At 49.7% G+C, this 13,046-nt stretch carries 11 protein-coding genes; 1 reads left to right on the top strand and 10 read right to left on the bottom strand.

The genetic code is table 11. The features are described from left to right. Window positions 1–62 precede the first annotated feature (62 nt). From AADH33_RS05515 to rsmG, 10 genes are all read right to left on the bottom strand, one after another. Entirely contained in the window at window positions 63–410 is a 348-nt protein-coding gene (locus AADH33_RS05515) for a PilZ domain-containing protein (protein WP_348549825.1), read from the bottom strand. A 63-nt stretch (window positions 411–473) separates the two neighbouring features. Next, window positions 474–1,592: a DNA polymerase III subunit delta' gene (locus AADH33_RS05510; protein ID WP_348549824.1), complete on the bottom strand. Its 1,119-nt coding sequence runs from the start codon at window positions 1,590–1,592 to the stop codon at window positions 474–476. 68 nt (window positions 1,593–1,660) lie between these two features. Continuing rightward, complete coding sequence (kdsB, locus tag AADH33_RS05505; protein WP_348549823.1) at window positions 1,661–2,512, bottom strand: 3-deoxy-manno-octulosonate cytidylyltransferase; 852 nt, start codon at window positions 2,510–2,512, stop codon at window positions 1,661–1,663. A gap of 102 nt (window positions 2,513–2,614) precedes the next feature. Beyond that, on the bottom strand, window positions 2,615–3,781 hold the full coding sequence (gene lpxK, locus AADH33_RS05500) for a tetraacyldisaccharide 4'-kinase (protein WP_348549822.1): 1,167 nt from the start codon (window positions 3,779–3,781) through the stop codon (window positions 2,615–2,617). Window positions 3,782–3,831: 50 nt separating this feature from the next. After that, on the bottom strand, window positions 3,832–5,619 hold the full coding sequence (gene msbA, locus AADH33_RS05495; RefSeq protein WP_100749419.1) for a lipid A export permease/ATP-binding protein MsbA: 1,788 nt from the start codon (window positions 5,617–5,619) through the stop codon (window positions 3,832–3,834). Window positions 5,620–5,723: 104 nt separating this feature from the next. Continuing rightward, window positions 5,724–6,155 (bottom strand): ExbD/TolR family protein, encoded by a 432-nt coding sequence (locus tag AADH33_RS05490; protein WP_100749418.1) that lies wholly within the window; start codon window positions 6,153–6,155, stop codon window positions 5,724–5,726. Window positions 6,156–6,233: 78 nt separating this feature from the next. Next, window positions 6,234–6,965 carry a MotA/TolQ/ExbB proton channel family protein gene (locus AADH33_RS05485; RefSeq protein ID WP_241900677.1) on the bottom strand — a complete coding sequence of 244 codons (732 nt, stop codon included), beginning with the start codon at window positions 6,963–6,965 and terminating at the stop codon, window positions 6,234–6,236. 52 nt (window positions 6,966–7,017) lie between these two features. Next, a complete protein-coding gene (locus AADH33_RS05480; RefSeq protein WP_075102124.1) occupies window positions 7,018–8,151 on the bottom strand; it encodes a ParB/RepB/Spo0J family partition protein in 1,134 nt (377 codons plus the stop codon). A gap of 117 nt (window positions 8,152–8,268) precedes the next feature. Continuing rightward, the gene (locus tag AADH33_RS05475) at window positions 8,269–9,048 is read right to left on the bottom strand and encodes a ParA family protein (RefSeq protein WP_100749417.1); all 780 of its coding nucleotides are present in this window, start codon (window positions 9,046–9,048) and stop codon (window positions 8,269–8,271) included. A 163-nt stretch (window positions 9,049–9,211) separates the two neighbouring features. Then, window positions 9,212–9,928 (bottom strand): 16S rRNA (guanine(527)-N(7))-methyltransferase RsmG, encoded by a 717-nt coding sequence (rsmG, locus tag AADH33_RS05470; protein WP_100749416.1) that lies wholly within the window; start codon window positions 9,926–9,928, stop codon window positions 9,212–9,214. Between the two features lie 317 nt (window positions 9,929–10,245). Here rsmG and AADH33_RS05465 point away from each other — a divergent pair, with 317 nt between their 5' ends. Next, entirely contained in the window at window positions 10,246–13,017 is a 2,772-nt protein-coding gene (locus tag AADH33_RS05465) for an ATP-binding protein (RefSeq protein WP_348549821.1), read from the top strand. The last annotated feature ends 29 nt before the right edge of the window (window positions 13,018–13,046 follow it).

Here is a 13,046-nt window from a genome sequence, read left to right as displayed (position 1 = left end):
AGATACCGCGGCCTTTTTTATACGCCTAGCATAGCGTGCCAGTCATCACCATAACGCGTCAGCTACATGGTATAAGTAGACTGCAAACTGTCGATTTTGCCAGCCAATAAACGCTCTACTTCGTTTTTGATTCTTTGCCCTGCGATATCGGTGCCGATTTGTACCGCAAAACCGGCTGGCCGGCCACTTTGGGTTTTAGAGTTGATCCATACCACCTTACCATTCATAGGTAAGCGCTCGCTGGAATTTGGCAACGTGATGGCAATAAACACTTCATCGCCCAACTGATGTGGATGACCAGACGGTACAAATAACGCTCCATTGGTCACAAAAGATAAGTAGCTGGCATATAGCGTTTCGATGTCTTCAATATGGCAGGTTAAGACCCCGCCGCGTCCTGGCATGGCCATAGTCAGCTTCCTTTAGTCATTGGGTTAAATGTTTATGAGTGAGCGCTCGTTTTAAATGTTGGTTTATAAACGCGCCAATTCTTGCATCAGCTTATCATAGGCAAATTTTTCTTGCACATTTTGTTGTAGCGCAACTTTGCTTTGCTGCAAGCGATGAAAAAATGCCTCTATAGCACTGTCGTCAGGGGTACGGCCATCAGCCTGATCGCTCGTAAGCGCTGTCCAATTGATGTCTTGCTGTAGCACTGCCAGACCTAAACAGACGCGGCGTATGTCGAGCAGCATCAGCTCAGAGAGCTGAATAAATTCTATAATACTAAGTTGTGATTGCCAATAGTCACTAGCCGCCACGCTACTACGTTTGCCACTTCGCAGCGCCAGCCAAGTCGTCATCCACAAGGCACGCTTGCTATACCATGGGGCGTTAGCCAAGGCGATCGCAGCAAGCGGCGCGCCATTGGCCAGTTGTATAAGCTGGCGAAGCGCGGCTGGGCTAACGGCTTCACGGTTGACCGTCGCCCCAAGTGCCTGCGTTACATAATCCATGGCGACTGCAGGCTCAATCGTCTGTAACGCCAATTGCTGGACGCGGCTTTTGATCGTGGGTAACAGTTGGGCTGGACTGTCGCTAATCAAAAACAAATGTACCTGCGCTTGCGGCTCCTCCAAGGTCTTGAGCAGCGCGTTGGCAGCAGCGACCGTCATTTGCTCTGCATGGTCTAACACACAGATGCGCAGGCCTTGGCCACCTTGATAAATAAAGGGCTGTAGCGCGCGGATGTCATCTACTTTTATTTTTAAGGCGCTATTGCTTGTGGTCTTGGTGTTTTTTTTACCGGCTTTTTCTGTAGCTTCTGTATTGTCGATACTGACTGGCATACTGATAAGTGGCAGCGTCTGCAAGCTTGGATGTGTACCAGATCTGAGCCACTGACAGCTTTCGCACGTGGCGCACGCCCCTTGCGGATGGGTTGCACGCTCGCGGCATAACAGCCACGCCACCAGACGCCAAACAAAAGCACGTTTGCCCATGCCTTGCATGCCTGCGGCCAGTAGAGCATGCGGCAAAGTCTGCTGCCGAGTGACGCGGTCAGTGAGCTGCGACCATAGTGCTTGCTGCCATGGCAATAATGGCGCAAAGTAAATATCATCTGCAGTCTTTGATGCACCTATATTTTCCATTGTATAACCTATCGCTCCAGCTTTATAAAATGACTTGAAAGCTTAATAGTAGTTTTGCTTAGGCTATTTTAGTTAGTCATGCTGCTCGGGCTCTGAAAGTCGGTGAACGCCATCGCATTGAGGCGATCCAAATCCTCTTGGGTATCGACCCCAGCCGGCAGATGACACGCTGCAGTCGCGATGGAAATATGACCACCGTTTTCTAGTACGCGTAGTTGTTCCAGACTCTCTAAGGTCTCAAGCGGGGTCTGTGGCCAATGTACAAACTGCTGTAGTAAGTTCACGCGGTACGCATAAAGCCCCAAATGCCGATAAGCGTTTTTGGGTGGTTGCTTGTTTGGCTCGTCTGCCAATACCACGTCACGGTCACAAGGAATAGGCGCGCGGCTAAAATATAGCGCGCGCTGCAGCGCATTGGTATATTGACTGACGACCTTGACCACTGAAGGACGCAAAAAAGTCTCATAATCATCGATCGGCTCACACAAGGTGGCCATGACGCTGGCTTTATCCGCGACCAATAGATCCTTTACTTGTTCTAATAATAAAGGCGGCACCAGCGGCTCATCGCCTTGCATGTTGATGACGATATCCTGATCGGCCCAGCCTTTGATGGCTGCAACTTCCGCTAAACGATCTGTACCCGAAGCATGCTCGCGGCTGGTCATCACCACCTCAAACCCTGCGTCCACACACACCTGAGCAATGCGCTCATCATCAGTTGCGATACACATGTCATCAGCAAAATGTGCCGCTTGCGCCTTTTCAGCGACCCACAAAATCATCGGTTTGCCATGAATAGCTAACAACGGCTTGCCAGGTAATCGAGTACTCTTAAAGCGGGCAGGAATCACAATGTGAGTTTTGGTAGCAGCCATAGATGCAGTAGCAGGGTCAATGACAGACTCAATGTTAGACATGGTTACTTCCTTAGCAGATTTGATGTGACGTACCGTCTTATATGTTTTTGATAATGACTATCTTTGATAATGACTGTTTTTAGAGCCGCTTTATTTTTTTGTTTATTTTAGGGCTTGATGAGATTTGATATCGATATCCAGTCTCTGTAATTGCTCTGTCAATAAGTGGTAGCAATCATCAGAGAGCACTGCGGTAACTGGCAATACCCAGAGCCTACTCACCAGCGCTTGGTAGTCATCATCTAGCGCATTATCAGCCATGGCCTTTGAGAGTAATGCTTTGATTTTTACAGCGTCTTTTGTGGTAACGACAATAGGATGCTGACGATACTGTAGCAGCTCCGCCAAAGTAAATTCATAGTGATCTGGATAAGGATGAGCGATGACCTCAAAGCCTAAATCTGTGAGCGTCTCAAAAAAACGCTGCGGATAACCGATGCCGCTGACTGCATGTACTTGACTGCCTGTCTTTGGCGCTACCAGAGGGTCTTGCTGCTCGCTCGTCTGTATATCGGCCTTCGCAGCGTTTGGTTTTTGGGTATTCGCCAATGCAGGTCTCCATAAAGGCTGCATGCTGTCCGCTTGCATATACATAAGCAGGCGCTGATTCGCCTGCTTTTGCTTGCTTGCGTGCTCGGGGGCTGGACTTATCTGTTGCTTGCTATGGTATACCACAGTAGCACCCTTAAGCCGAGACAATGGCTCACGTAAAAACCCTGTCGGTAGTAGCTGCTTATTACCAAAACCGCGAGCGGTGTCCACGACGATCCACTCTATATCACGCTGCAGTGCATAATGCTGCAAGCCATCATCGGCAATGATCAGTTGCAAGTCTGGGTGAGCGGCCAATAACGTTGTGATCGCTTGCTGCCGATTGGGACTGACCGCCATCGGTGCGCCTGTCATATTGACTATCAAACACGGCTCATCGCCGACCACGCTAGGGGTGCTGCTGGCATCGACCAGTGCTGGCATCTGACTGGTGTCGCCGCCATAGCCGCGACTAATCACCCCCACCTTGATACGATGTACCGCTTGTAGATGGCTCACCAACTCAATAATCAATGGCGTCTTGCCGCTACCGCCCACACTGATATTACCGATGACCATGACAGGTATGGGCGCCCGATAGCTGGCAAACACCCCCCATCGATAAGCCTGGCGGCGCAGCGTGATGATGAGACCATACAGCCAACTAATAGGCAACAGCAGCCATAGCCAAGCGGCTTTGCGTTGCCATGCACGCGTCACTGTCGTCTCAATACTCAAGGCTGATTGCTCACTTATTCGTTGATTTGAAGCTTTGCACGCACCAATGGCTACTCAAAATCGCGGGCATACATCTGGGCATAATGACCTTGCTTTTGCATCAGCTCATCATGGGTGCCCAGCTCTACAAGCTGACCACCATCTAAGACTGCGATACGATCAGCGGACTCAATGGTCGTCAATCGATGAGCAATGACCAATGTCGTCCGGTCTTTCATAACATTATCAAGTGCCTGCTGGATATAGTACTCTGACTCATTGTCCAGCGCGCTGGTCGCCTCATCTAGTATAAGAATCGGTGCGTCTTTTAGCAGTGCCCGAGCGATAGACAAACGCTGACGCTGACCACCTGACAGCTGCAGACCTTCCGCACCGATTTCGCTTTGATAGCCATTTGGTAGCTTCATAATAAAATCATGAGCAAACGCATCTTTGGCTGCTTTTTCTACCTCTGCTTGGCTTTTATTGGCCAAACTGCCATAAGCGATGTTATTAAAAACAGTGGTATTAAATAGCACCACCTGCTGATTGACCATCGCAATCTGCGCGCGCAGACTCTCAAGTTTGATATCCTCAATCGGCCGTCCATCCAAGGTAATCTGCCCCGAGGAGGTCGACAAGGTACGCGTCAACAAGTTGACCAATGAAGACTTACCAGCGCCGCTGCGCCCTACCAAGGCTACCGTCTCCCCTGCTCGCACATCCAGCGTAAAGTCGCGCAGCGCTACGGTCGAATCGGGATACACCAAACTGATATTGTCCAGAGATATCTCCCCAGACAACGCTGGGCTGACTGTGCCGGTGTCTTTTTCTTCTGGCTCATCAAGTAGCGCAAAGATGGACTCACCCGCGGCAATGCCTTTTTGCAATTTTTGATTGACATCGGTCAGGGATCGAACCGGCTTACTGAGCAGTCCTGCCGCGGCGATATACGAGATAAACTCACCGGCAGAGATATTGTCGATTACCGATGGTCTAAGGGCCAGCCAAACCACCACCGACATCGCCATGGCCATCAGCAGCTGTACCGCTGGGGTATTGATACTGTTGGTCACGACGACCTTCATACCTTGGCGCAGGTTCTTTTTGGAGGTTTTATCAAAACGCTCGGCTTCGTAAGCTTGGCCGCCGTAGTTTTTGACCACCTGATAGCCACCGATGACTTCATTGGTGATATGACTGACATCCCCCATGGTTTCTTGGATGCCTTTTGACAACTTGAGATAACGCTTGGATGCGATGCGAATCAGCCATAATATGGGCGGCAACACCACAAACAAAATCAAGGTCAAACGCCAATTACTATAAAGCAAAAACCCAATCAGACCAATCACAGTCAAACCATCTCGCAACACCGTTTTCATCGAGTCGGTACTGGCAGCGGTGACTTGCTCGACGTCAAATATCAGCTTTGAGGAGATAGTGCCAGCCGGATTGGCCAAATAAAACGCACTCGGCAAACGCAGCAGCTTATTAAACACCTCCACACGCAGCTCATACACCAAGTTGCGCGACACCAACGCGGAGTAATAGTTACCCAAAAAGCTACCCACACCGCGAACAAAGAACAGACCAATAATAAGCAGTGGAAACAAATCTTGCTTACTTTGGTCATTTTGATTGATGGCATCAGTGATGTATTGCAGCAGTTTGGCAATCCAAATCTCGGTTGCCGCATTGATCGCAAACCCCACAACCGTCAGCAGCAACGCCCACCAGTACGGCTTAAGATAGCGTAGCAGCCGCAGCAATGTCTGGTATTTTGGCGTACCTGAGGGCGCAGCCGACTGTTTTTTTGCAGACGGTTTTTTAGCGTTTGATGAATAAGCTTGGCTCATAAAAGCCTCAATTTGGGTGTCATAACATGAATGGACTGCATCTATACTGCACCTTCACAGAACTACAGCTGTACAGATAAGTGCGGCATCGAGCAGGCCATATATTATTGCGGTAACGATTGGCCAAGCGGCACAACCGTACTGATATTTAGGTTCAAAAACCCCATTTTGCCAGCGACATCCATCACACGCACGACTGATTGGTGCGTGGCATTGGCATCTGCCGCGATGACAAAGAGCATCTCACGATTGCTGCCGGCTTCTTGCTGAAGCATACTGGTCAGCTCCGCTTCATTGCTGCTCGCAAGTGTGATGCCATTGACAAGATAATTGCCATCTTCTTGCACTGCCACTTCGATGGTACTGTTTTGCTCTGTCAGCGCCACCCCTTCTGCCTCAGGGAGAATGATATTTAAACGGCTAAAATGATTGAACGAGGTGGCCAACAACAAAAACACGATTAGGAATAATAAACAATCAATCATCGGTGTCAGATTGATTTCAAGGGGCTCGACCGTCGGTTTTCTAAAGCGCATACCATTCTCTTTAATTGACTCAATACCACACTTGGTAGAATACTGATAACGTAGAATACTGATAACCACTGACGCAGATTATGAGGTCATGGCTGCTTCAGCATTGACCTCTAACCCATGCATAGCAGGCGCTGAGTCTGCCGCGCCCTCTACTGCAGCAGAAGGAAACTGACGCATATCCGCCAGATTACTATCTGCTAACAGGTGATAGTCGTATAGCTCTTGAATCATCAAACCCGCTTGGGTCTCAAACTGTGCATTGATATCAATGATACGGCGCTGAAAATAGCGATAGGCCACCAGTGCAGGGATGGCCACAATCATCCCTGCAGCTGTGGTTATCAGTGCTTGTGATACCCCAGCAGCTAGCATCGTCGGGTCCTGCATCGCGCCATCAGTAATCGCCAAAAACGATGAAATAATACCCAGTACAGTACCCAATAGCCCAAGCAGTGGGGCAATCGCGCCGATGGTGCCGAGCATATTGATGTTTTTTTCTAACTGATGGATTTGCACACTGGCACGGTTTTGCATGTGCATGGTCATCGAGTCTAGCCCATATTGGCGATAGAGCAGCCCTGTCGCTAGGATATCGCCTAATGGGGTTTTTTCTTTAACGTTCATCAGCTGAGTGCGGCCGATATCACCGTTTTCACGCAAGCGTGTGATTAGCTGCTCACGCAGCCTGCTTGGAACGATTTTGTTAAACTGTAAGGTATGACTACGCTCGATAATGATGACCAATGCCAAAATTGAGCACAACACAATCGGCGTCATCAACCAACCACCTGCCTTTACCAACTCCCACATATTGCTTCTCTTTTATATTTTTTTTAAATAGTTGTTATAAAGATGGCGCTTGTTAAGCCTGCGCTTCTATCTGTTTGATCAAAGCGGCCAGCTGGTCTTGACTATGAAAAAATATCTCGACACTGCCCTGCCCGTCTTTTTTGTGCTTAAGCTTTACTTCAGCGCCGAGCATATCTGTCAGGCGCTGGGTCAAACGCTCGACGTCACGTGATTGCACTTGCTCAGCGCGGCTGACTTTTGGCGCAGGCTGGAGGATAGATTTTACCAGTTTCTCAGCTTCGCGTACCGTCATGCCGCCATCGATGATCTTTTGGGCGATGATCGGCTGCTGCTCAGAAGAGAGCGCCAACAGGGTACGCGCATGCCCCATATCAAGCGCATTGTTGGCCAAATGATCTTTGACCGTGTCATGCAGCTGGTTGAGACGCAGCAAGTTTGACACAGTTGTACGCGCCTTACCGACTACCTCAGCGATCATCGCATGGCTCATACCAAACTCGGTATGAAAGCGCTGCAGTGCAGCGGCTTGTTCAATCACGGATAAGTCTTCACGCTGGATGTTTTCAATCAATGCTAGCGCAATCGCCAGCTCATCAGACAAAGCGCGTTCAATCGCTGGAATGACTGGCTTACCTGCCATCTTGGCCGCACGCCAGCGCCGCTCACCTGCGATGATTTCGTGCGTGACAAAATCCTCACTCTTATCTTCACTGGCCAGTAGTGGACGAATCACGATAGGCTGCATGACGCCATGCTGCTCGATAGACGATGCCAACTCTGCCAGCGCCGTTTCACTCATATCACGGCGCGGCTGGTATTTACCCGCTTGCAGGCGTTTGACATCGATCTGCACCAAGCTGATTTGATCTTCAAGCGCACTGTTGTCTGTACCTGTGGCACGCGGTTTGGCCGCTGCCTTGTTTGTAGCCCGTGATTTTCGGCCACTGCTATCAGCAGCGCGCGTTTGGGTTTTAGCAGCATTGGTACGCTCAGAGCGAGTCGCGACACTAGGCGCTTTTGCGTTCGTGTTTGATGGCGAGGTATCTGACGTGTCGACGGGCGCAGCATTGCCACGCGCAGCCATATCGTCTTGCAAGGCAGAGGCGGTAATTTGCTTTTCTTTTTTGATTGACCCTAATAAGGCATCTAAGCCTCGATTGGCCGCCAACCCTCTCTTTTTCGCCATGATTACCTATCCTCTAACACTAAAATAAAAGCCCATTTTTTACAAATGCGGCTTACTCATTACTTATAAATATGATAGTTACTGCTTATCTACTCTAACGCTGGCCACGCCGCGTTTTTAGGCACTTTGCTTAATCACTTCAGCGGCCAGTTTTTGGTAAGCGCGCGACCCTTTTGACCACCTCTCATACGCAATCACCGGCAGACCATGGGCAGGTGCCTCTGCCAGACGAATGTTTCTGGGAATGTGGGTTTTGTACATGATATCGCCAAAATGCGCCTCAAGCTCGGCTGAGACATCGCGTGCGAGTGTGTTACGTGCATCATATAGGGTTCTTACGACGCCGCGTATATAGAGATTTGGATTGAGCTCCGTTAAACGCTCAATAGTCTGCGACAAGTCGGCCAGCCCTTCTAGCGCATAGTATTCGCATTGCATCGGAATAATCACGCCATCAGTTGCCACCAAAGCATTGATTGTCAATAAATTCAAACTCGGCGCGCAATCGATAATCACATAATCATAAGACGGTGTGTTGGTAGCGGCTTGCTGCTCTACCAGCGCTGCCATGGCATTTTTAAACAGCTCATGACTGTCTGTTTTGTTCATCAAAGTGATGTCCATACCTGCCAAATCTCGGTTGGCACCAATCACGTCAAACCCAGCAGGACTTGAGACAATCACATCAGCCAGCGAGACGCCATCGAGCAGCACATCAGCGATGGTCAAGGACAGCTCGTTTTTATCGACACCTGTACCACTGGTCGCATTGCCTTGTGGGTCTAGGTCAATCAGCAGGACACGCTTGCGCTTAGCAGCCAAGCTGGCGGTCAAATTTACCGCCGTCGTGGTTTTACCCACGCCGCCTTTTTGATTGGCAATTGCTATGATTTCCATACACTCACTCAATTTTATTAGGATCTATTACTATTATTCTATGTTTTACTGATGCTTGCAGACATCGCTTGCAATCACAACACCCTGCAGCCTTGATACTCGTCAATATATGCTATTTGGATATCAAGGTAAACGATGTTTCACGACCGCACGGGCTCATAGCTTAGACATTTTTAGCAGACAATTCAATCAAATGACGACTATCATGTAAACGTGGCACTGTTAACTTTATGGTGTCGATACGCCAGTCGTGCTCGAGCGCTTGCAGCTCTTCATCGCTTGGCGCTTTGCCCTTCATCGCACACAAGCACCCCTCTGCGGCCAGTCTTGGCTGTGCCACGTGGACAAAATCAATCAGGCTGGCAAAGGCCCGCGAGGTCACCACCTCATAGCTGGCCTCATGCGCCTCGATACGAGAGGCAATAGGCTGCATATTATGTAGGCCAAGCTCACTACTGATTTGTTTGATAAAGCGAATTTTTTTCTGATTGCTGTCTAAGGCTGTGCAAGCGCGCTCAGGCTGGCAAATCGCGATAATAACGGCTGGCAGCCCTGCCCCTGTACCGATATCTAACAGTGACCCTGACGGCAAATGCGGTATAATAGCCAAACAATCAATCACATGCTTGATCAGTGCTTCTTTGGGATCAGTGATGGCGGTGAGATTATACGCCTTATTCCACAATAAAAGCTGATCTAAGTACAATAATAGCGTGCGCTGCTGCGTCTCACTCAAAGACAAACCCAGCTCATTGATCGCTTGTGCCAACGTATCGGCCAGTGCTGGCAGCTGTGTGCCAAGTTTAACAAAGCCGGCCGGATCGATAGCGGCATGATCCACGCTGGTAGATGGTGAGGTTTTTTTGGCAGAAGCTGACATAAGGCGCATTATCCAGTTTTGACATGTGAACCGTCTATTTTATCACGCACTCCGCGTATTGAATAGTTGCAGATTGCCCCAATGTGAGACATCTTATACTATCTGCGCAGTCTTTGAGGCTTATTGTTCTTTAATCATAGCAAACCGCTGGGGGTTTACTGCTATCATACGCAGCAAATACCGCGGCTTTATGATGAAATATACTAAAAAACCAATCGCTCATTTTTAAAGGCCGCATCCTAGACACCGATAATCAAACCGCCTCATAGCAACACTTCCCAATCATCAAAAACGCGACCAAACAAGACACTAATGATATGGTAACACCCTCGACTCAGCTGACCGACCCAGCAATAGACACCACCAAAGAACAGACAAAACACGCAAAAAAGGTAACGCAGCTGCATCCACGTTTTTTAGAAGTGAAGCAGCACTGCCACCTAAGCGCTGCGCAATTGAAGCGCTATAGCGATCCTGCGGCACTGCCAAGCGACACCCGATCTGCCCCTGATTTGGACGTGGGCTTTGGCCAGCAGCGAGCGCTAAAAGCATTGCAAACTGCCCTAGACATCAAAGCCAGTGGCTATCATGTGTTTGCCGCAGGCGAAAACGGTTTGGGCAAACGTACGGTCATCAGCCGTTTATTGACTCGCATCGCCGCCGATGCATCAACGCCTGATGACTGGGTCTATGTGCATAACTTCGCTGATCCCCGTACGCCGCAAGCATTATCCCTACCTGCTGGACAAGCAGAGATATTGCAGCAGCAGGTGAGTCAATTGTGGCAGCAAGCCAAAAAACGCCTCAGTCAGCGTTTTCGCAGTGATCAATACCAAAGCAAAATAGAAGCCATCAAAAACGCCACCCATCAAAAAGAAAGTCAGGCTTATGATGTGCTCAATGCCGAAGGCAAGCAATACGACTTGGCTTTGACGTTTCGCTCGTTTGATAACAAAGCGGTGTTTGTCCATCCGAGTCAGCTGCCAACGGAGAGTAGCAGCGCCGCCGATACCGCCGCTGAGCACACTCCCGCCAGCCCTAGATCCGATAATCCGCAATCCGCGGCCAAGCCCAATGAGACGGCGCATCGTCGTGGCAAGCAAGACGAAGACAGCTATGGCGATGACGAGTACGAAACCGAGCTCGACAACTTCGTACAAAAAAACCACATGCAAAAGCGCCTAAGTCAGCTCACCGTCGCACTAGAGCAATTAGAAGACGAAGCCAATGACGCCATCGAAGCGCTGCATCGTGACATTGCACGCCGTGCACTACAGCCGTTATTTGCCCCAGTTTATCAGCAGTTTGCAGCTCAGCCACAAGTCGTCGATTACCTAAAAGCCGTATCTGCAGATATGGTCACGCATGCCGAGCGCATCGTCAATGGCGATGATGAAGAGTTTGTCACAGCAGTGCTGGCCACCACTCCCAGTCGTTATGCGGTCAATGTCATCGTCAGTCACGCGCCAGACAGTGGTTCACCTGTGGTCTTTGAGGATTTGCCGACGCATCTAAACCTATTGGGACATGTCGAGCAAATCACCCAGTTGGGCACAGTCACCACTGACGTCAGTATGATTCGAGCGGGCGCTCTACACCGTGCCAATGGCGGTTATCTGTTGTTGGAGGCCAGTCATTTACTTGAGCATCCTTATGCTTGGCAAGGTCTCAAACGCGCTCTGCAATCACGCAAAATCAAACTCTCTAGCCTTGAGCAAATGCTGACTTTGACAGGTAGCCTATCGCTTGCACCGTCTCCCATTGACCTTGATGTCAAGGTGATTTTGCTGGGCGAAGCTGACCTATATTACGAGCTTTTGGAGCTCGAGCCTGAGTTTGATGCCGTCTTTAAGGTGCGTGCCGACTTCCACGACGATGTGACGCGCAGCCCTGAGCACGAGTTGGCATTGGTGGCAAAAATGGCTGATATCATCGATCATGCTAGCCTTTATCCATTTGATCGCAATGCACAGGCGGCGCTGCTTGAGCATTTGAGCTTACAAGCCGAAGACCAAGACCGCTTAAGCTTACACAGCGACTTATTGATCAAACTGCTGCACGAGTCTGATCGTCATGCGCGCCTAGATGGCCAGCATATCGTTGATGCCCATCATGTCATGCAAGCCATTGACGATATGGACGAGCGCTCAGGGTATCTGCGCGACTTATATTGGGATGAGCTAAAAAACGGCCAGCAGCTCATTCAAACCCAAGGTCATGCGGTCGGGCAAGTCAACGCCCTGACCGTGGTCAGTTATGCCGATAGCGAGTTTGGCATGCCAGCACGCCTCACCGCCGTCATTCAACCCAACATCGGCGCAGGTGAGATTCTCGATATCGAGCGCGATGTGGATTTGGGCGGTAGTCTGCATGCTAAGGGTATGCTGATTATGACCAGCTATTTGCGGGCGCTGTTTAGTCAACACCACGCCCTTAACTTTAGTGCCTCACTTGCTTTTGAGCAAAGCTACGCGCAGATCGATGGTGATAGCGCCACAGTCAGCGAAGGCTGCGCGCTGCTCTCAGCCTTAGCCGATGTGCCAATCGATCAGTCCTTAGCCATTACTGGTTCCATGAACCAATTAGGCGAGGTACAAGCTGTCGGTGGTATCAACGCTAAAATCGCTGGATTTTTTGATGCTTGCCGCGAGCAAGAACTGACAGGCCAGCAAGGCGTGGTCATCCCTATTGCCAACGTCCAGCAGCTGATGCTGCGTGACGACATCATCGCTGCGGTCAAAGCTGGTAAGTTTCATATCTATGGAGTGCAGAGCTTAAGTGAGGCGTTGACACTGATGACAGGACTGCCTATCGACACCATGAATAAAAAAGGCCGCTATCGTAAAGACACGTTGTTTGGCAAAGTATTAAATCGCTTACTGCTGTGGGACGAAAACCAAAACGTCGATGACGATATTGAGGACAAAGATGCCAAGCAAACCAGCCAAAAAAAGCGCAAGGCAAAAAAGAAAAAAGACAAGAAAAAAAGACGTCAACGTCAAGAGGATAAGGGCAAAAAAGGCAATGACGGCCACTCAAGCGCGGATATCACGACAGCTGATGAGTCGCCTGATATCGCCCAGCCCTGATGGTGACAGGCATCAGATCATGGACTGAC

The sequence above is a fragment of the Psychrobacter sp. KFRI-CH2-11 genome (genome assembly GCF_038239325.1).
Taxonomy (GTDB): Bacteria; Pseudomonadota; Gammaproteobacteria; order Pseudomonadales; family Moraxellaceae; genus Psychrobacter; species Psychrobacter celer.
Note: the sequence above shows the minus strand (reverse complement) of the source record. Positions and strands in the feature narration are given on the sequence as shown.

Coding starts and splice junctions, on each gene's coding strand:
- AADH33_RS05515 (WP_348549825.1), bottom strand. CDS start 410: ATGGCCATGCCAGGACGCGGCGGGGTCTTAACCTGCCATATTGAAGAC.
- AADH33_RS05510 (WP_348549824.1), bottom strand. CDS start 1,592: ATGGAAAATATAGGTGCATCAAAGACTGCAGATGATATTTACTTTGCG.
- kdsB (WP_348549823.1), bottom strand. CDS start 2,512: ATGTCTAACATTGAGTCTGTCATTGACCCTGCTACTGCATCTATGGCT.
- msbA (WP_100749419.1), bottom strand. CDS start 5,619: ATGAGCCAAGCTTATTCATCAAACGCTAAAAAACCGTCTGCAAAAAAA.
- AADH33_RS05490 (WP_100749418.1), bottom strand. CDS start 6,155: ATGCGCTTTAGAAAACCGACGGTCGAGCCCCTTGAAATCAATCTGACA.
- AADH33_RS05485 (WP_241900677.1), bottom strand. CDS start 6,965: ATGTGGGAGTTGGTAAAGGCAGGTGGTTGGTTGATGACGCCGATTGTG.
- AADH33_RS05480 (WP_075102124.1), bottom strand. CDS start 8,151: ATGGCGAAAAAGAGAGGGTTGGCGGCCAATCGAGGCTTAGATGCCTTA.
- AADH33_RS05475 (WP_100749417.1), bottom strand. CDS start 9,048: ATGGAAATCATAGCAATTGCCAATCAAAAAGGCGGCGTGGGTAAAACC.
- rsmG (WP_100749416.1), bottom strand. CDS start 9,928: ATGTCAGCTTCTGCCAAAAAAACCTCACCATCTACCAGCGTGGATCAT.
- AADH33_RS05465 (WP_348549821.1), top strand. CDS start 10,246: ATGGTAACACCCTCGACTCAGCTGACCGACCCAGCAATAGACACCACC.